Origin of the sequence: Nonomuraea sp. C10, assembly GCF_008017515.1 — a bacterium.
Taxonomy (GTDB): Bacteria; Actinomycetota; Actinomycetes; order Streptosporangiales; family Streptosporangiaceae; genus Nonomuraea; species Nonomuraea ferruginea.
Map to the genome: position 1 here is coordinate 4,864,794 of NZ_VPFF01000001.1, position 18,491 is coordinate 4,883,284.

The 18,491-nt window shown below is 73.9% G+C and carries 18 protein-coding genes and 1 riboswitch; of the genes, 6 read left to right on the forward strand and 12 right to left on the reverse strand.

Translation table 11 applies throughout. The features are described 5' to 3' along the window. Positions 1-522 precede the first annotated feature (522 nt). Positions 523-639: riboswitch (TPP riboswitch) on the forward strand. The 4 genes from FR742_RS22395 to pknB all read left to right on the forward strand — a co-directional run bounded on the left by FR742_RS22395 (position 629) and on the right by pknB (position 5,181). After that, positions 629-2,149 (forward strand): FAD-dependent oxidoreductase, encoded by a 1,521-nt coding sequence (locus FR742_RS22395; RefSeq protein WP_396989590.1) that lies wholly within the window; start codon positions 629-631, stop codon positions 2,147-2,149. It overlaps the preceding riboswitch by 11 nt. Next, positions 2,146-2,346, forward strand: coding sequence for a sulfur carrier protein ThiS (gene thiS, locus FR742_RS22400; RefSeq protein ID WP_148032749.1), 201 nt, complete (start codon positions 2,146-2,148; stop codon positions 2,344-2,346). The genes FR742_RS22395 and thiS overlap by 4 nt, the downstream gene beginning before the upstream one ends. Continuing rightward, positions 2,339-3,094 carry a thiazole synthase gene (locus tag FR742_RS22405; protein WP_148032750.1) on the forward strand — a complete coding sequence of 252 codons (756 nt, stop codon included), beginning with the start codon at positions 2,339-2,341 and terminating at the stop codon, positions 3,092-3,094. Before thiS ends, FR742_RS22405 begins: the two co-directional genes overlap by 8 nt. A gap of 197 nt (positions 3,095-3,291) precedes the next feature. Continuing rightward, complete coding sequence (pknB, locus tag FR742_RS22410) at positions 3,292-5,181, forward strand: Stk1 family PASTA domain-containing Ser/Thr kinase (protein ID WP_261808677.1); 1,890 nt, start codon at positions 3,292-3,294, stop codon at positions 5,179-5,181. On the opposite strand, the gene alc is transcribed toward pknB, so the two are convergent. From alc to uraD, 9 genes are all read right to left on the reverse strand, one after another. Then, the gene (alc, locus tag FR742_RS22415) at positions 5,178-6,122 is read right to left on the reverse strand and encodes an allantoicase (protein ID WP_148032752.1); all 945 of its coding nucleotides are present in this window, start codon (positions 6,120-6,122) and stop codon (positions 5,178-5,180) included. The genes pknB and alc overlap by 4 nt on opposite strands. Then, positions 6,123-7,424: an allantoinase AllB gene (allB, locus tag FR742_RS22420; RefSeq protein WP_148032753.1), complete on the reverse strand. Its 1,302-nt coding sequence runs from the start codon at positions 7,422-7,424 to the stop codon at positions 6,123-6,125. Positions 7,425-7,496: 72 nt separating this feature from the next. After that, positions 7,497-8,639 carry a glycerate kinase gene (locus tag FR742_RS22425; RefSeq protein WP_148032754.1) on the reverse strand — a complete coding sequence of 381 codons (1,143 nt, stop codon included), beginning with the start codon at positions 8,637-8,639 and terminating at the stop codon, positions 7,497-7,499. A 46-nt stretch (positions 8,640-8,685) separates the two neighbouring features. After that, the gene (locus FR742_RS22430; protein ID WP_148032755.1) at positions 8,686-10,080 is read right to left on the reverse strand and encodes an 8-oxoguanine deaminase; all 1,395 of its coding nucleotides are present in this window, start codon (positions 10,078-10,080) and stop codon (positions 8,686-8,688) included. Beyond that, positions 10,077-10,547 (reverse strand): (2Fe-2S)-binding protein, encoded by a 471-nt coding sequence (locus FR742_RS22435; RefSeq protein ID WP_148032756.1) that lies wholly within the window; start codon positions 10,545-10,547, stop codon positions 10,077-10,079. Before FR742_RS22435 ends, FR742_RS22430 begins: the two co-directional genes overlap by 4 nt. Further along, positions 10,547-11,407 (reverse strand): xanthine dehydrogenase family protein subunit M, encoded by an 861-nt coding sequence (locus FR742_RS22440; RefSeq protein ID WP_148032757.1) that lies wholly within the window; start codon positions 11,405-11,407, stop codon positions 10,547-10,549. Before FR742_RS22440 ends, FR742_RS22435 begins: the two co-directional genes overlap by 1 nt. 5 nt (positions 11,408-11,412) lie before the next feature. Further along, positions 11,413-12,276 carry a factor-independent urate hydroxylase gene (gene pucL / locus FR742_RS22445; RefSeq protein ID WP_148032758.1) on the reverse strand — a complete coding sequence of 288 codons (864 nt, stop codon included), beginning with the start codon at positions 12,274-12,276 and terminating at the stop codon, positions 11,413-11,415. Next, positions 12,277-12,576, reverse strand: a complete 300-nt coding sequence (gene uraH, locus FR742_RS22450) for a hydroxyisourate hydrolase (RefSeq protein ID WP_148032759.1) — start codon at positions 12,574-12,576, stop codon at positions 12,277-12,279. It abuts the gene before it with no gap. Then, positions 12,573-13,082: a 2-oxo-4-hydroxy-4-carboxy-5-ureidoimidazoline decarboxylase gene (gene uraD, locus FR742_RS22455; RefSeq protein WP_148032760.1), complete on the reverse strand. Its 510-nt coding sequence runs from the start codon at positions 13,080-13,082 to the stop codon at positions 12,573-12,575. Before uraD ends, uraH begins: the two co-directional genes overlap by 4 nt. A gap of 158 nt (positions 13,083-13,240) precedes the next feature. Here uraD and FR742_RS22460 point away from each other — a divergent pair, with 158 nt between their 5' ends. Next, the gene (locus tag FR742_RS22460) at positions 13,241-14,083 is read left to right on the forward strand and encodes a deoxyribonuclease IV (protein WP_148032761.1); all 843 of its coding nucleotides are present in this window, start codon (positions 13,241-13,243) and stop codon (positions 14,081-14,083) included. Between the two features lie 526 nt (positions 14,084-14,609). Here FR742_RS22460 and FR742_RS22465 read toward each other — a convergent pair. From FR742_RS22465 to FR742_RS22475, 3 genes are all read right to left on the reverse strand, one after another. Then, positions 14,610-15,350 (reverse strand): LytTR family DNA-binding domain-containing protein, encoded by a 741-nt coding sequence (locus FR742_RS22465; RefSeq protein WP_148032762.1) that lies wholly within the window; start codon positions 15,348-15,350, stop codon positions 14,610-14,612. A 65-nt stretch (positions 15,351-15,415) separates the two neighbouring features. Further along, on the reverse strand, positions 15,416-16,543 hold the full coding sequence (locus tag FR742_RS22470) for a sensor histidine kinase (RefSeq protein WP_148032763.1): 1,128 nt from the start codon (positions 16,541-16,543) through the stop codon (positions 15,416-15,418). Positions 16,544-16,598: 55 nt separating this feature from the next. Beyond that, positions 16,599-17,195: a molybdopterin-dependent oxidoreductase gene (locus FR742_RS22475; RefSeq protein WP_219543360.1), complete on the reverse strand. Its 597-nt coding sequence runs from the start codon at positions 17,193-17,195 to the stop codon at positions 16,599-16,601. Positions 17,196-17,443: 248 nt separating this feature from the next. On the opposite strand from FR742_RS22475, the gene aroF reads away from it, so the two are divergent. Continuing rightward, complete coding sequence (gene aroF, locus FR742_RS22480) at positions 17,444-18,475, forward strand: 3-deoxy-7-phosphoheptulonate synthase (RefSeq protein WP_148032765.1); 1,032 nt, start codon at positions 17,444-17,446, stop codon at positions 18,473-18,475. The last annotated feature ends 16 nt before the right edge of the window (positions 18,476-18,491 follow it).

Sequence of the window (18,491 nt, forward strand, 5' to 3'; positions counted from 1 at the left end):
ACGCACCCACGGAACTCTCGGGGGCGAGGGCGATTCGGGACAGCCACCCGCTCTGGTACGTCCACGAGCATGATCGCGCCCTGCCGGAGTAGCCCAGCCGAGGATTGCCGCAGGACCCACCCGAAGAACGCCGGTGCCGCCCGAGAAGCTCCGAACCCCACGGAAGCCCGAGACCACCCGAAGAGCCCAGGACAGCCCGGAGAACCCAGAAGCGCCCGAAAGGGCCAGAACCTCCCGAAGGCCGAGACCACTCGAAGGGCCCGATACCGCCCGAAGGCCCAGGGCAGCCCGGAGGGCCTTGGACCGCCCGGAGGACCCAGGACCGCCCGGTGGATCCACGCCCGGTGGATCCATGGCCGGTGAATCCATGGCCGGTCGGCCGGCCGTCGGTGAGGGCGGGAACTCGGTCTCCAAGGATGCCCGGTCGCGATCTTCGCGGTCTCGGCGGTGGCGGCGCGCGGGTGGGGCGACCTCCCCCGGCACCGGCGTGCCGGTCTGTCGTGGGAGGTCGTAAGGTGGGGGTGCACGACGCGCGGGAGTCCGGCCGTCACCGGGCTGAGAGGAAGGCTTCACCGGGCCTTCGACCGCAAGACACCTGATCCGGATCATGCCGGCGAAGGGAGCGGACATGGATGTGATCGTCGGAGGCGGCGTCGTCGGCCTGTCGATCGCCTGGCGGCTGGCCAGGCAGGGCCGCGAGGTCGTGGTGGTGGATCCGTCCCCCGCCCGTGGCGCCTCCTATGCGGCGGCGGGCATGCTGGCCCCGATCAGCGAGGTCGCCTACACCGAAGAGCCCCTGCTCCGTCTCGGCGTCGCTTCCCTGCGCCGCTGGCCCGCCTTCGCCGCCGCCCTCGCCGCCGACGCCGGACTCACCGCTCCCGGATCCGACGGACCGGCCACCACCCTCACCGCTCAGTCCGACACGAGCGTCTCCGCCCCTCGGACGACCACCACCCCGAACACTCACGCCGGGCAGTCCGGCTCGGCCGTCCCCGCCGAGGGCACGCTTCCCACGAACACCCACGTGGTCACCCCTCACGGCGAGACGGGGCACGCCGGTTCCACGCCCGCGGGCGCCGGCCCGGCGGCTGCGTCCGCCGTCCCCGGCGACGGGCGCTTCCCGGCCTTCGACCTCTCGTCCGCCGGCGGGAGGCGTCCGTCGGCCGGCGGCGAGGACGGGCGGGCCGCCGCGTCACCCTGGGGGTTCGGGGAATCCGGCGAGGGGAGCGAACGGCTGGCGGCCGCGCGGGCCGGGCTGGATCTGCGGGACGACGGGACGCTCGACGTCGCGTTCGGGCCCGACGACCTGGCGATGCTCGACGAGCAGGCCGGGTTCATGGAGAAGCTGGGGCTGCCGGTCGAGCGCCTGACCGGGCGCGAGTGCCGGCGGCTGGAGCCGATGCTGGCGCCCTCCGTCCGGGGCGGGCTGCTGGCCCGTACGGACGCGTGGGTGGATCCTCGCCGCGTCACCGCGGCGCTGCTCGCCGCGCTGGAGCGGCTCGGCGTCCCGGTGGTGCGCGCCCGGGTCACCGAGCTGCTGCGTGACGGCGACCGGGTGTCCGGCGTACGGCTGGCCCCTCCGGAGTCGGGCGCCGTCCCCGGGATCTCGCCGGGTGCGCCGCCCGGATGGGAGCCCGAGACGCTGGTCGCGGAGCGGGTGGTGCTGGCGGCGGGGGCGTGGAGCGGGGAGCTGGCGGATGTGCCGGTACGGCCCGTCAAGGGGCAGATCATGCGCCTGAGGTCGGCCCAGCCGCTGATCGGGCGGTGCGTGCGCGGGACCGTGCACGGCAACCCGGTCTACCTGGTGCCGCGGGGCGACGGGGAGCTGGTGGTCGGAGCCACCCAGGAGGAGCTGGGCTTCGACACCAGGGTGACCGCGGGCGGTGTCTACGAGCTGCTGCGCGACGCCAGGGAGCTGGTGCCGGGCGTCACGGAGCTGGAGGTGGCCGACGTGGTGGCGGGGCTGCGGCCCGGCACGCCGGACAACCTGCCGGTCATCGGGCCGAGCGGGATCCCGGGGCTGGTGCTGGCGACCGGTCACCATCGTGGCGGGGTGCTGCTGACGCCGCTCACCGCCGCGATCCTCGAAGGCGAGGAGGCCGACCTCGCGACATTGTGCTCACCGGCGAGATTCAAGGATGTTTCATGAATGTGATGATCAATGGGGCCGCCCGCGAGGTGGCCGAGGGCATGACCGTCGCGCAGGCCGTACGGTCCCTGACCGAGTCCGCCACCGGCGTGGCGGTGGCCGTGAACGACGAGGTGGTCACCCGCAGCGCGTGGGAGACGACGGCGCTGCGCGACAGCGACCGCGTGGAGGTGCTGACGGCGGTGCAAGGTGGATGATCTGGTCATCGCCGGGGAGAAGTTCGGCTCCCGGCTCATCATGGGCACCGGCGGCGCCCCCTCGCTGGAGGTTCTGGACCAGGCGCTGGAGGCGTCGGGCACCGAGCTGACCACGGTGGCGATGCGGCGGCTCGACCCGCACGCCCGCGGGTCGGTGCTCGACGTGCTGCGCCGGCGCGGCATCAAGGTGCTGCCCAACACGGCCGGCTGCTTCACCGCCGGCGACGCCGTCCTGACGGCGCGGCTGGCGCGCGAGGCGCTGGGCACGAACTGGGTCAAGCTGGAGGTCATCGCCGACGAGCGGACGCTGCTGCCGGACCCGATCGAGACGTTCGACGCGGCGGAGCGGCTGGTGGCCGACGGGTTCGTGGTGCTGCCGTACATCGGCGACGACCCGGCGCTGGCCAGGCGGCTGGAGCAGGCGGGGTGCGCGGCGGTGATGCCGCTGGGCTCGCCGATCGGCTCCGGGCTGGGGATCAGGAACCCGCACAGCATCGAGCTGATCGTGGAGGCGGCCGGGGTGCCGGTGGTCCTGGACGCGGGCATCGGCACGGCCAGCGACGCGGCGCTGGCGATGGAGCTGGGGTGCGACGCGGTGCTGCTGGCGACGGCGGTCACCCGGGCGCAGCGGCCCGAGCTGATGGCCTCGGCGATGCGGTCGGCCGTCCAGGCCGGGCGGGCGGCCCGGCTGGCGGGCCGGATCCCCCGCCGCCGGTACGCGGAGGCTTCGTCCCCGATGTCTCCCTGACGGTGCCGGTTCTCCTGGAAAGCCCGCGGGCCTTCCAGGAGAACTTCTTCCCAGGGACTTCCGGGAGCGGTACGAGCCCCGGAAATGCGGTTCTCCACCGGCCCAGGAGTACGCTTGCGTCACGGAACGGCACGGGTCGGCATCACTTTCGGATGGTCAGGCCCTCCCGGGGGCGAAACGCCCGTAAACTCAGCCGGGTGGACACGACGACTGCGGACCCTCTGGTAGGTCGGCTGCTCGACGGGCGCTACCGCGTCGAGTCCCGGATCGCCCGGGGTGGCATGGCGACTGTCTACCTGGCGCTCGACATCCGGCTGGACCGGACCGTCGCGCTCAAGGTGATGCACCGCTCGCTGGCCGACGACCCGGCGTTCGTGCGCAGGTTCATCGGCGAGGCGAAGTCGGTGGCCAGCCTCTCGCACCCGAACGTGGTGCACGTCTTCGATCAGGGCACCGACGGCGACGTCGTCTACCTGTCGATGGAGTACGTGCCCGGCAAGACGCTCCGTGACGTGCTGCGCGACCGTGGCAGGCTGCCCGCCCGAGAGGCCCTGGAGATCATGATCCCGGTGCTGGCGGCGCTCGGCGCCGCCCACCAGGCGGGCATGGTCCACCGCGACGTGAAGCCCGAGAACGTGCTGCTGGCCGACGACGGCCGCATCAAGGTGGTCGACTTCGGCCTGGCCCGCGCGATCGAGGCGACCAACCAGACGCGCACCGGCGTGATGATCGGCACGATCGGCTACATGTCGCCCGAGCAGGTGACGACCGGCGGCGCCGACGTGCGCAGTGACGTCTACGCGGCCGGCATCATGCTGTTCGAGCTGGTGACGGGCCGGCAGCCGTACGACGGCGAGACGCCGATGTCGGTGGCCTACCGCCACGTGCACGACACGGTGCCCGCGCCGTCGTCGCTGGCGGCCGACGTGCCGGCGTTGATCGACACGCTGGTGGCGCAGGCGACGGCGCGCGAGCCGCACGACCGCCCCGCGGACGCGACGGCGATGCTGGTGCAGGCGGTCGAGGCGCACCGGACGCTGCCGAGGCTGTCGGGCGCGCAGCAGGCGCGTCCGACCGGCGCGTTCACCAGCCCGCCGGCGGCTCCGGCCCACACCCTGATCCAGCCGCGCGCGGAGGTCCCCACGCCTCCGCCGGCGCGCTCGCGGGGCGGCCGGGTCAAGCCGGTCTGGTTCCTGGCGGCGCTGGCCGTGATCATGGTGGGTGCGGTGGCGGCGACCGGGCTCTACTTCGCGCAGAAGAGCTACAAGATCGTGCCCGATCTGGTGGGCAAGAACCTCGCGGTGGCCGAGCGCAGCGCGCGGGCGCAGGGCTTCCAGGTGGCCAGGGTCGAGGGCCGCCATGACGAGAAGGTCGCCGAGGGGTCGGTGCTGGCCATGGAGCCGGTCCACGGCACCGAGGTGGAGGCCGGCACCACGATCACGCTGGTGCCCTCGCTGGGCCCGAAGCGGGTGCTGGTGCCGAAGACCGCCGGTTTGACGCAGGACGACGCCAGGGCGGCGATCGGCGAGGCCGGGCTGACGGTCGGCAAGATGCGCCGCGTCAAGAACCTCGAGGTGCAGCGCAACCACGTGATCCGCACCTCGCCGCAGGTGGGCGAGAAGGTCAAGGAAGGCGCCAAGGTCGACATCTACGTGAGCGCCGGCCTGGTCATGCCCGACGTGTCCGGCATGCCGAAGGACGAGGCGGCCGCGTTCCTGACGCAGCAGGGCTTCCAGGTGCAGGTCAACGAGGTCGACGACGACGCCGAGCCGTGCACCGTGATCGCGCAGTCGCCGAAGCCCAAGTCCGAGGTCGACCAGGGCATCCCGGCGATGGTCACGGTGGCGCGCTGCGAGACCGACTTCTGGCACTGGTTCCGGGGCGACAACGAGGCCCGCGACGACCAGGAGTTCCGGATCATGCCGGGCGTGATGGGCAAGGGCATCAACGACGCCAAGAACGAGCTGCAGGCGCAGGGCTTCCGGGTGCGGGTGCACAACCTGTCCAACAGCGGCGTGGTGCGGTTCCAGCGCCCGGGGCCCAACTCCGAGCGGCCGCCGGGCGCGGAGGTCCACCTCTGGCACTAGGCCAGGTGGCCCCAGAGCCGCACGCGGGCCAGGCCGCCGTCGGGGTGGATGTCGACGCGTACGTGGTCGACGGGGTCGTGCTGGCCGAGCCGGAAGCGGTGCGGCGTGTCGGGCCGGAGCGGTGTCCCGGGCAGCAGCGGGACCTCGCGGTCGCCGTCGAGGCCGGTGAGCGTCACGGCGGCGGGCGCGTTGAAGACCAGGTTCGTGGTGTCGATCTCGGCGAGGCTGACGCGGCCGCGTCCGGCCAGGCGGATGACGAGCCAGTCGTTGCCGCCGTCGCGGCGGCGCGCGGTCTCCCAGCCCTCGGCCTGGTTGCGGGCCGTGCCGGGGGCGATGACGTTGCCGGGTGAGGAGTAGAACTCGTCGGAGCAGGCGGTGACCAGCCCGCCGTTCTCCAGCGCGGCGAGGTCGAGGCCGAGCCCGTCCCACACGGACAGGTCGGGGCGGGCCTCGCCGTGCACGCGCAGCCGGGCGATGCCGCCGTCGGGATACATGTTCAGCCGTACGTGGGTGTAGCGGCTCTCGTCGGCCACCTCGAAGGGGTGCTCCCTGTCGCCCTTGAGCGGGCTCATGGGCACGATGGTGACCCAGCCGGCCCGTTCCACCTCGGCCGCGGACGGGTGGCCGGGCACGTGGGCGGCCTCGACGGCGGCGTGCGCCGGGTGGTTGCCGGTGAACCAGGCGGTGTCGACGACCACGCCGCGGATCACGCCGGGCAGGCCGAGGCGGACGATCGCCCAGTCGTGGCCGGGGCCGCGGCGGCGGCGGGTCTCCCAGCCGTCGTAGACCTGGCCCGTGCCGGCGAACGTCGCGGGCTGGAAGGCGGGCTTGCCGGGCCGGATGAGGTTCTCCTTCCCGGCGAACGACTCGTCGCTGGCGGCGATCACGGACCCGCCGTGGTGGCGCAGCGCGAGGTCGGGCAGGCGGGTGAAGTCGCGCATCTACGCTCCCAGCAGGAAGGTCCCGTGCGGGACGTCGTCGGCGGGCCTGCCCCGCAGCCAGGTGGTGAGCACGGCGCCCTTGAGGCGGCGTCCCTGGTACGGGGTGACGGGGTTCTTGTGGTGCAGCCGCCGGGCGTCGACGGGTTCGGCGGAGTCGGGGTCGAAGGCCACCAGGTCGGCGTCGTTGCCGGGCTCGATGCCGCCCTTGCCGCGCAGCCCGGCCAGCCGGGCGGGGGCGGCCGACATCCAGCGCACGACGTCGCCGAGTCCGTGCCCGCGCCGGGATGCCTCGGTCCAGACGGCGCGCAGCCCGAGCTGGAGTGAGGAGACGCCGCCCCAGGCGGCGGCGAAGTCGGGCACCTTGAGGTCGGCCGTGGACGGCGAGTGATCGGTGACGACGCAGTCGAGCACGCCCCGGGCGAGGCCGTCCCAGAGCCGGTCGCGGTTGGCGGCGGAGCGGATGGGCGGGCAGCACTTGTAGGCCGTGTCGCCGTCGGGCACGTCCTCGGCGGTGAGGGTCAGGTAGTGGGGGCAGGTCTCGCCGGTGACCGGGAGGCCCTCGGCCCGCGCGGCCTCCAGCACGTCGAGGCAGCCGGCGCCGGAGACGTGCAGGATGTGCGCGCGGGCGCCGGTCTCGCGGGCGAGCCGGACGACCTGTTCGACGGCACTGCGCTCGGCCGCTTCCGGCCGGGAGTCCAGGAACGCGGCGTAGCCGGGCCCGGCGCAGCCGGTCAGCAGGGCGGGGTCCTCCGCGTGCACGACCAGCAGCCCGCCGAACCCGGCCAGCTCGGTCATGATCTGCCGGATCTCCCCGAGGCCGAGCTCGGGGAACTCGTCCACGCCGGACGGCGACATGAAGCACTTGAACCCGCGCACGCCCCGGTCGTGCAGCGGCCGGAGCTCCTTGAGGTTGCCGGGCACGGCGCCGCCCCAGAAGCCGACGTCGACGTGACATCGCCCGCCGGCGGCGGCCAGCTTGGCCTCCAGCGCGGCGACGCTGACGGTGGGCGGGAGCGCGTTGAGCGGCATGTCGACGATCGTGGTGACGCCGCCGGCCGCCGCGGCCCTGGTGGCGGTGGCGAACCCCTCCCAGTGGGTGCGGCCGGGCTCGTTGACGTGCACGTGGGTGTCGACGAGGCCGGGCAGCAGGGCGAGGTCGCGCAGGTCGACGTCCTCGGCGGCGTCCAGCGGGGCGGCGTGGTCGTGCAGGGACGCGATCCGGCCGTCGCGGACGGCGACGGCGAGCGGCCGTTCGCCGTCCGGGGTGACGGTCCTGCGTGATCGGACCACGAGGTCGTACACGGGCGTGCTCCTTCAGCGCTCGTTCGCTGCTCGTTCTGGGCTCCCTGGACGCGCCCTCCTGCCGGGCCCGCCTCAGGTGAGCCGGTCGGCGGCCAGCCGGGCCGCGAGGCGTCCGAGGAGCGGGCGGGCCTCGGCCATGGAGCGGCCGAGGTCGGGCTCCAGGTCGGCGAGCGCGTACGCGGCCTCGATGCCGGCCTCGCGCAGCTGCTCGTCGGTGAGGGTGCGGCGGCCGCAGACGGCCACGACGGGGACGCCCGCCGCGGCGGCGGCGCGGGCGACGCCGGCGGGGGCCTTGCCGCGCAGGGTCTGCTCGTCGAGCGACCCCTCGCCGGTGATCACCAGCCGGGCGCCCTTGACGTGCTGGTGGAAGCCGAGCAGGTCGAGCAGGTAGTCGATGCCGGGCCGGATGTCGGCGTGCAGGAAGGCGAGCGCGGCGAAGCCGACGCCGCCGGCCGCGCCCGCGCCGGGCGCTCCCGCGACGCCCATGGCGCGCGGCGTGTCGTCGTGCTCGACGGCCCCCGCCAGGCCGTGGGTGCGGGTGGCGACGGCGGCGAGCCGGCCGAGCGCGGCGTCGAGCAGCTTGACCTGCTCGGGGGTGGCGCCCTTCTGCGGCCCGTAGACGGCGGCGGCGCCGTGCGGGCCGAGCAGCGGGTTGTCGACGTCGCTCGCCACCACGAAGGTGACGCCGGAGACGTCGAGGAAGCCGGAGACGTCGACGCGGTCGAGGTCGCGCAGGGCGGCGCCGCCGCGCGGCAGCTCGCGGCCACCGGCGTCGAGGAGGCGCGCGCCGAGCGCCTGGACCATGCCCGCGCCGCCGTCGGTGCAGGCGCTGCCGCCGAGGCCGAGCACGACCCGGGTGGCGCCCTGCTTGACGGCGTCGGCGATCAGCTCGCCGGTGCCGTGGCTGGTGGCGGTGAGCGGCTCGGGCCCCGCCGGGAGGCGGCGCAGGCCGGACGCCTCGGCGAGCTCGACGACGGCGGTCTCGCCGCGCCTGGCGTACGAGGCGTCGACGGGCTCGCCGGTGGGCCCGGTCACCCGTACGGTCACGCGGTCGAACCCGGCGGCCACGGCGGCGTCGACGGTGCCGTCACCGCCGTCGGCGACGGGCAGCTCGACGGCGGGGACGCCGAGAGCGGCGGCGACGGTCGCGGCCACCTCGGCCGCGGTCAGCGATCCCTTGAACTTGTCCGGGGCGACGAGGACGTGCTGGACCACTGGGGAACTCCTGTCTTGGGCGACATGGCGGCGAGATCCACCATCATCACATCCGCGCGTCCGGGAGCTCACGCGAGGCGGCGAAGCCCTGCTCGCGCGCCATCCGCAGCAGCCGGCGGTGGGCGTCGGCGCCGGCCCGGCCGGTGGCGTCGTGCGGGACGGTGCGCAGCTCGCCGTCCTCGACCACGGTCCGCCCGCCGACCAACAGCCGGGCCAGCGGCGGCTGCGGGCCGAAGACGAGCGCGCAGACCGGGTCGGCCACGGCGGCGGTGAACGGCCCGTCCACCCGCCACAGCGCCAGGTCGGCGAGCTTGCCGGGCTCCAGCGTGCCGAGCTCGTCCTGGCGGCCGAGGTTGCGGGCGCCGCCGAGGGTGGCGATCTCCAGCGCCTGCCGGGCGGTGAGCGCCGCGGGGCCGTAGCGGGCCCGCTGGAAGAGCAGCGCCTGGCGCATCTCCCCGGCCAGGCCGGTCAGCTCCGACGAGGCGCTGCCGTCGACGCCGAGCCCGACGTTGGCGCCGCGCCGCAGCATCTCCGACACGCGGGCGATGCCGGCGCCGAGCCGGCCGTTGGACGACGGGCAGTGGGCGGAGCCGGTGCCGGTGGCGGCGAGCTTGGCGATGTCGGCGTCGCTGAGGTGCACGGCGTGCGCCACCCACACGTCGGCGCCGAGCCAGCCGAGCTTGTCCATGTAGTCGACCGGGCGCATGCCGAGCTGGGCCAGGCAGTGCTCCTCCTCGTCGAGCGTCTCGGCCAGGTGGGTGTGCAGCCGCACGCCCTTGTCGCGGGCGAGCCTGGCGGCCTCGGTCATCAGCTCGCCGCTGACGGAGAACGGCGAGCAGGGCGCGACCGCGATCCGCAGCATCGAGGACGGGGACGGGTCGTGGTAGGCGTCCACGGCGTCGGCGGTGGCGGCGAGGATCTCGTCCAGCTCCTCCACGACCACGTCCGGCGGCAGCCCGCCCCGCGACTGGCCGCGGTCCATGGAGCCGCGGGCCGGGTGGAAGCGGATGCCCAGCTCGCGGGCGGCCTCGATCTCAGCGGCGAGCAGGTCGCCGCGGCCCTTGGGGAAGACGTAGTGGTGGTCGCTGGAGGTGGTGCAGCCGGACAGCGCGAGATAGCCGAGCCCGGCCCCGGCGGCGCCCTTGACGACCTCGGCGTCCATCGCGGCCCACACCTGGTAGAGCGCCACCAGCCACTCGAACAGGGTGGCGTCCTGGGCGAGCCCCTGTGAGGCCCACTGGTAGAGGTGGTGGTGGGTGTTGACCAGGCCGGGGGTGGCCAGGCAGCCGGTGGCGTCGATCCTGGTCGCGCCGTCGGCGGCGGGCGGCCGGTCCATGGGGCCGAGCGCGGTGATCCGGTCGCCGTCGACGAGGATCCAGCCGCGCTCGATCTCCTGGCCGGCGACGGGGGCGACGTACGCGTTCTCGATGAGGATGCTCACCGGGCCGCCGCCTTGCGCTCGGCCGCCAGCCGGACGGCGTCGAGGATCTTCTCGTAGCCGGTGCACCGGCACAGGTTGCCGGCCAGCGCCTCGCGGATCTCCGCGTCGGACGGCCGCTCGACGCGTTCGAGCAGGTCGTGGGCCTGCACGACGAGGCCGGGCGTGCAGAAGCCGCACTGCACCGCGCCGGTCTCCACGAACGCCTCCTGCACCGGGTCGAGCCCCCGCTCGGCCAGGCCCTCGACGGTACGGACCCGGCGGCCCTGGGCCTGACCCGCGGCGACCAGGCAGGCGCACACCGGCGCGTCGTCGAGGTAGACCGTGCAGGAGCCGCACTCGCCCTGCTCGCAGGCGTTCTTGGAGCCGGGCAGGCCGAGCCGCTCGCGCAGCACGTACAGCAGGCTCTCGCCCTCCCACACGTCCTCGGCCGTCTCCTCGCGGCCGTTGACCGTGAACGTCACCCTCATCAGGCCGCCCTCCTCTCCAGATGGTCGTGCCACGCCCAAGTGAGCGTGCGGCGGGCCAGCACCGCGATGGCGTGCCGGCGGTAGCCGGCGGTGCCGCGCACGTCGTCGATCGGCGCGGCGGCGCCCGCGCACAGCTCGCCGAACCGCGCCAGCAGCGCCGGCTGGAGCGGCGCCGACCAGTCGAGCTCGGCGGCCAGGAACTCCTCCGCCTCCCGCGCCCGGCGCGGGGTGGGCGCGGCCGAGCCGAGCCCGGTGCCGACGCGCCGCTCGTCCGGGTGCAGCGCGACGGCGAACGAGCAGACGGCGATCACCATGGCGTTGCGGGTGCCGACCTTGGAGAAGTACTGCGGCCCGGCCGCGGGCTCGACGTGCACGGCCCTGATCAGCTCGTCCTGGAGCAGCGCGGAGCGCTTGACGCCCAGGTAGAACGCGTCGGCGGGGATCATCCTGACGCCGCGCTCGCGCGACTCCACCTCGACGGCGGCGCCCGCGGCGAGCAGCGGCGGGTGGCTGTCGCCCGCCGGCGAGGCCGCGCCGAGGTTCCCGCCGACCGACCCCCGGTTGCGGATCTGCGGCGAGCCGACCGTCCGCGCCGCCTGCGCGAGCCCCGGCAGCGCGCCGCCGAGCTCGCCGATGATCACGCTGTACGGGACGGCGGCGCCGATCCGGTACCGGCCCCCGTCCAGGGACCAGGTGGCCAGCTCGGGCACGGCGGTGAGGTCGAGCAGGGCCGGCGGGCGGCGCACGGAGAAGTTGATCTCCACCATGACGTCGGTGCCGCCCTGGATGGGCACCGCGTCCGGCTGGTCCGCCTTGGCGGCCAGCGCCTCGGCCCACGTGGTGGGGCGCAGGAATTCCATCGCTCTCACTCCCAGGCGAATCCGGCGCCGGGCGCGTCGTCGCGCAGCACCGTGCCTTCGATCAGGCCGTAGGGCCGGTCGGCCGCGTAGAAGATCTCGTTCTCGTTGTCCAGCCCGAACGGGGCCAGGTCGACGGGGAAGTGGTGCCTGTTCGGCAGGGTGAGCCTGATCTCGCAGATGTCCGGGCAGGCGGCCAGCACCCACTCCCCCATCGCGTACAGGGTCTGCTGCAACGACAGGCTGTGCGTGCCGGCGAACGCCTCCAGCAGGCGGCCGCGCACGAGCGCGAAGGACGCGGCGAAGTCGGCGCTCGTGCCCGCGTGCCGCCAGCGGGCGTCCACGGCGGTGGCGAGGATGCGGTCGGTGGCCGGCTCCAGCGTGGTGTAGGGGTCGGTGAGGAAGCCGTGGAACTCCGAGCCGGTCGTGTTCATCACCACCAGCCCGGTCAGCCCGGACACCACGCTGGCGCGGCCGTCGCGGTCGTGGTGCGCCACGCAGGTGCGCACCTCGCCGCCGTCGCGGGCGAAGGAGTGGCCGGTGTCGCCGATCCGGTTCCACCCGTACTCCTCGACCGCGACCCTGGCGTGGTGGATCGTGTCGTGCCCGGTGAAGTGGCGGGCCAGCAGCAGGGCGAAGTCCTCGATCTGGCCGACGCCGTGCTCGCGGGCCAGGGCGTACGCGGTGTTCTTCTGCGTGTCGGTCGGCAGCACGGCGGCGTTGTCGCCGGTGAGGTGCGCCTCGCTCATGGCGCCGGACAGCGAGGTGCTGACGTTGACGTCCTTGACGTGGTGGACGCCGCCGTCCCTGACGACCCGCACCAGCCTGGTCTCCGCCTTGCCGTAGCGGTTGGGTCCGAGAACGATCGCCATCTAGCTCCCTCGGTAGGTCGAGTACGCGTACGGGCTGAGCAGGAGCGGCACGTGGTAGTGGTCACCGGGGTCGGCCACGGTGAAGGTGATGACGACCTCCGGGTAGAAGGTGTCGGCCAGGTGCGCGCCGGTGTCGAACACCACCCGGTGCACCCCGGCCCCCGGCTGCCAGCCCTTGATCCGGCCGTCGGCGTCGGTGACGCCCTCGGCCACGACCGCGCCCTCGTGCTCCAGCCGTACGCGCATACCGGCCGCCGGCCGGCCGGTCGTCGCGTCGAGCACGTGCGTCGAGAAGCTCATCGGACGCCCTCCGCCAGCTTGCCGGCCCGCAGCCGGGTGATCTTCGCGAGTTCCTCCCGTACGACGCGGCGCTCGGTCTCCTCGTCGTGGCCGAGGCGCTCGCGCAACAGCCGGAGCATCTCGGCGCCGGTCAGGCCGGTGGCGCAGACGAGGTAGACGTGCCCGAAACGGTCCTCGTAGGCGCGGTTGCCCTCGGCGAGCGCGGCGCGCAGCCCGTCCTCGACCCCGGCCTGCTCGCGGCGGGACCAGGCGGCCTCGCGCGAGTCGCCGGCCGGCCGCTCGCCGATGCGCGGGTGCGCGCCCAGCGCCTCCAGCACGTCGGGCCAGCCGAGCGCCAGCACGGCCCGCCCGGCGGCGTCGGCCAGCCTGTCCTGGTCCGGGTACGGGCGGCCCGCGGCGACCTCCCGGGCGAAGGCGCGGGAGGCGCAGCAGGCGAGCAGCTCCTTCTCCGCGCCCTCCCGGTCCAGGGCGTTGAAGGCGGCCAGACCCGCGGGCGTGTGCGGCATGAGACGAGTACACACACGCCGGTCGTGCCCGGTCCATCCGCGAGAACTCCGAACCGGCGCCCGGGTTGGCCAAGACTTTTCGTGTCATGCTCCAACCCCGGCGGGCTCCTGGCCGCTGACCAGCGCGGACTCCCCCCGCCCGTAGACTGGGGGTCATCATGACCTCACGCTCTCTCATCGGCGGCCACGTGCTCGTCACCGGCGGCCTGGCCAAGGGCGGCCTCGCCTACATGGCCGACATCGGCGCCGAGATGATCCAGGTTTTCGTCACCAACCCGCGCGGCTGGGCGCTCAATCCCGGCAAGCCCGACCAGGACGCGGCGCTCGCCGAGTCCGGTGTCGAGACCTTCGTCCACGTCCCGTATCTGGCCAACTTCGGCTCGCCCAGCGTCGAGACGCTGGCCAACTCGGTGGCGGTGGTCCGCCACACGCTGCGGCGCGGCGCCGACATCGGGGCCAAGGGCGTCGTGGTGCACACCGGGTCGGCGGTGTCGCAGCCGCGCGACGACGCGATGCGCCAGCTCCGCGAGCACCTGCTGCCGCTGCTCGACGAGATCCCCGACGGCGGGCCCGACCTGCTGCTGGAGCCGATGGCGGGGCAGGGTGCGATGCTCTGCGCCACGGTCGACGACCTGGAGCCCTACCTGGCGGCGCTCGACTGGCATCCGAGGGCCGGCGTCTGCCTCGACACCTGCCACGCCTTCGCCGCCGGCCACGACCTGGCCGCGGAGGGCGGCGTCGGCGCCACGCTCGACCTGCTCCACAAGATCGCGCCCGGCCGGCTGAAGCTCGTCCACGCCAACGACTCCAAGGACGTGTGCGGCGCCAAGAAGGACCGTCACGAGAACATCGGCGCGGGCCACATCGGCACCCGCCCCTTCGCCGAGCTGATGCGTCATCCGGCGGCCGCGGGCGTGCCCCTGTGCATCGAGACCCCCGGCAAGGCCGACAAGCACCGCGAGGACATCGCCACTCTGAAGCGCCTGCGCGACGAGGGCTGACGAGGGGCGTCTTACGTGCAAGGGGCGCCCGCCGGTGGGATCCGGCCGCCCCCGTGTGGCCGGATCGCGGTCTGGCCGCGGCCCCGGCGGGCGCCCCTGCACGTGTCCGGCCGGCGGGCCCAACCCCCCGGTTGAGGGCCCGACAGCCGAGGTGACCTGCTGGTCACCATGGATCCGGCACATGCGGTGAGCCTTCCGGCTCGTCCCCCCAGATGCGCCGGGTGGCTCCGATGCCGAAACACTACGGTCGTGATCTACCTGGGGAAACCCCCTTGGCTGACAGCTCGCTGAACGGCGTGTAGCCATCGATGTGCGGAGAGTGCGCGCACGACGAGCGGTCACCGGGGCGCGTCGAGCGGTCGCTCCGTGCCCGCCCCGGGTCTCCCCTGGGGTTCCCGGTGGATCCGCGATGAGGCCGCGCGAGGCCGTGTGACCTGGGAAATCACGATCGTCAACGGACCCCGGCAGCCCGGCGGACGGGTGTGCGGCGGCTCCTCGTTCACGCCCGCCCGGGGACGAGCGGGGGTCAGGACATGACGCCGCGGTGCTGGCGGACCAGCTGCTCGCGGACCTGCCTGCTGTGCCTGCGGCTGACCTGGAGGGTCTCGGTGCCGACGGTCAAGGTGACGCGGCCGCCCTCGAACCTGAGCTCGCTCACGTGGCGGCTGGATACCAGTGTGCTGCGGTGGACCCGGATGAACCCGGCGTCCGCCCAGCGGCGCTCCAGCGCCGCCAGGGACATGCGGACGAGGTAGCTGCCGTCCACGGTGTGCAGGCGCACGTAGTCGCCCTGCGCCTCGGCGAAGCGCACCGCCTGCTGCGGCACGAACCGGGTGCGGCCGCCCAGCTCGACCGGGATCACGTCGTCGTGGCAGGGGTCGGCGGGCGGCGAGGAGGAGACCTCCAGCCTGCGCACCGCCTCCGACAGCCGCTCCGCCCTGACGGGCTTGAGGAGGTAGTCGACGGCCTCCAGCTCGAAGGCCTGCACCGCGCACTCGTCGTGGGCGGTGACGAACACCAGCTTCGGCGGGCTGGGGAAGCCGCCGACCAGCCGGGCCAGGTCGAGGCCGTCGAGGCCGGGCATGCGGATGTCGAGGAACACGGCGTCGAGCCGCTCGCCCGAGGCCACCATCTGGACCATGTCCTGCAGCGCCGCGACCCCGTCGGAGGCGGTCAGCACCTGCTCGACGCGGCTGTCCTGGCGCAGCAGGTAGGCGAGCTCCTCCAGCGCGGGCACCTCGTCGTCGACGGCCAGAACACGAAGCATGTCACTACGCTGCACCAGAAACGCCAGCCCCACAAGGCCCAAGAACACGCTGTGTCACAATGACGTCACAGAGAGGTCAACTGTGCTTTGGGCACCCGCAGCCGCACTTTCGTGCCCGCGCCCAGCGCCGTCTCGACCACCAGCCCGTAGCCGTCGCCGTAGATCTGGCGCAGGCGCAGGTCCACGTTGGCCAGGCCGATGCCGGTGCCCTCGCGGCCGGGGTCGTCGTCCAGGACGCGCCTGGCGCATTCGGGGTCCATCCCGGCGCCGTCGTCCTCGACCGTGATGTGCGCCTCCGGCCCGGCGTCGCGGGCGACGATCCGCACCTCGCCGGCGCGGCCCCGCATGCCGTGCTTGATGGCGTTCTCGACCAGCGGCTGCAGGCACAGGAACGGGACGGGCACGGGCAGCACCTCGGGCGCCACCTGGAGGCTGAAGCGCAGCTTGTCGCCGAACCTGGCACGTTCCAGGAGCAGGTAGCGGTCGACGCAGGTGAGCTCGTCGGCGAGGGTGGTGAAGTCGTGCGCCCGGCGCAGCGCGTACCGGGCGAAGTCCGCGAAGTCGAGCAGCAGCTCCCGGGCGCGCTTGGGGTCGGTGCGGACGAACGAGGCGATGGTGGTGAGCGCGTTGTAGACGAAGTGCGGCGAGATCTGCGCGCGCAGCGCCCGCCTGTCGGCCTCCAGCGCGCGCCGCCGTGAGGAGTCCAGCTCGGCCAGCTCCAGCTGGCCCGACATCCATCGGCCGACCTCGCCGACGGTGCGCACCAGACCGGCGCTGAGCTCGTCGTCGAAGGCCGCCAGCGTCCCGACGATCCTGCCGTCGACGGTCAGCGGCACCACGACCGCGCCGTACGGCTCGCCGGCGAACACCTGCGCCCGCCCCGAGGCGAGCGCCGACCTGGCGTAGGTGAGGACCTCGTCGGTGCAGGGGCCGTCCCACGCCAGCGCGGCCTCGGTGGAGGTGATCGCGACCGCGTACGTGCCGAGCAGGGCGTGCAGATGGCGTACGGCCCTGCGCGCGGAGTCGCGGTTGAGCCCGGCCCGCAGGGCGGGGGCCGCCAGGGCGGCGAGGTGCAGGGTCGTGAAGGTCGCCTCCCGGTCCGGGCGGCGTTCGGGCACGGCGCGGCGCCGGGCAAGGGTGTGGCCGAGGATGAAGGCGAGACAGGGGAGCACCACGCAGGCGGTGGTCAGCATGCGGGCAACCGTAGCCAACAACCACCCAGGCGTGGGCGGAAACCCGCAGGTCACCTCATGGGGGGCCGTCGCCCGGATCCTCCTGGTAGGAGTAGCGCTGTTCGCGCCAGGGGTCGGCGACGTTGTGGTAGCCGCGTTCCTCCCAGAAGCCCCGGCGGTCCTCCAGGAGATACTCGATCGCGCGCACCCACTTGACGCTCTTCCACCCGTAGAGATGGGGCACCACGAGGCGGACGGGCGCGCCGTGCTCGGCGGAGAGCGGCTTCTCGGCCAGCTCGGTGGCGAAGAGCGTGGCGGGCGCGGTGAAGTCGGACCACCGGAGGTTGGCGCTGTAGCCGTACTCGGCCCAGATCATCACGTGGCGCACGCCCGGGTCGGGCGGCACGGCCGCGGCGAGGGCGGCCGGCGGCACGCCGCTCCACTCCAGGCCCGGCACGGAGAACTTGGTCACACAGTGGAAGTCGGCGACCCGGGTCACGCGGGGCAGGCCGGCGAACTCCTCCCAGCCGAAGCGGCGCTCCTCGCCCGAGGCGGTGGCGCCGAACACCTGGAAGTCCCACGACTCCGGCTTGAACGGGGGCACCCGGCCGTAGTGGATCACAGGTAGGCCGCGGGGGACGTACTGGCCTGGCGGCAGGCGCGTCTCCTCCACGATTACTGCTCCCCTCACCGGTATCGCGGTCGGGTGCCATCCTCCCACCGGTCGGTGTGCGGCTCGGCAGCGGGTCGAGGTGGGGTACTATTGCGGCACTATGCGCACCGCGTTCCTGTTTTGGTATGGCGACGGACCCATCGGTCGGACCGTTCGCCACCTAGCGCTGCGCTAGCAGACATAGGCGAGCACGAAGGCCCCGGGTCCGACAGGACCCGGGGCCTTCTGCGTTTCCCGAAGGAGTACACATGGTCATCGTGATGGGCCCGGAGGCCACCTCCGCGAACGTGGCGACCGTCGTCGGCGTCGTGCAGTCGGCCGGTGTGGAGGCGTTCGTGAGCAAGGGGGTGCAGCGCACGATCGTCGGCCTGGTGGGCGACGTGACCCAGCTCGACGCCGCCAGCCTGCGCGGCATGGCGGGGGTGCGCGACGTGATGCGCGTCTCGACCCCGTACAAGCTGGTCAGCAGGGAGAACCATCCCGAACGCTCGACGGTCCACGTGAGCGGGGTGCCGATCGGGCCGGGCACGGTGACACTGATCGCCGGGCCGTGCGCGGTGGAGACGCCGGAGCAGACGCTGGACGCGGCCAGGATGGCCCAGGCCGCCGGGGCGACGCTGCTGCGCGGCGGCGCCTACAAGCCGCGCACCTCGCCCTACGCGTTCCAGGGGCTGGGTGAGGCGGGGCTGCGCATCCTGGCCGACGTGCGCGAGCGGACCGGGCTGCCGATCGTGACCGAGGTGGTGGAGGCCCAGGACGTGCCGCTGGTGGCCTCGTACGTGGACATGCTGCAGGTCGGCACCCGCAACGCGCAGAACTTCGGGCTGCTGCAGGCGGTCGGCGCGGCCGGGAAGCCGGTGCTGCTCAAGCGCGGCATGAGCAGCACCATGGAGGAGTGGCTGATGGCGGCCGAGTACATCGCGCAGCGCGGCAACCTGGACGTGGTGCTGTGCGAGCGGGGCATCAGGACCTTCGAGACCGCCACCCGCAACACGCTGGACGTGTCGGCGGTGCCGGTGGCGCAGCGCCTGTCGCACCTGCCGGTGATCGTGGACCCGTCCCACTCGGGCGGCCGGCGCGACCTGGTGCTGCCGCTGAGCAGGGCGGCCATCGCGGCCGGCGCCGACGGGGTGATCATCGACGTGCACCCGCGGCCGGAGCAGGCGCTGTGTGACGGGCCGCAGGCGCTGGTCGACACCGACCTGGGCGAGCTGGCCCAGGTGATGCGCGACTTCCCGCCGCTGCTGGGCAAGACGGCCGCCGCCGCGCTGACGGTCTGAGACCCCGGCGGGGCCC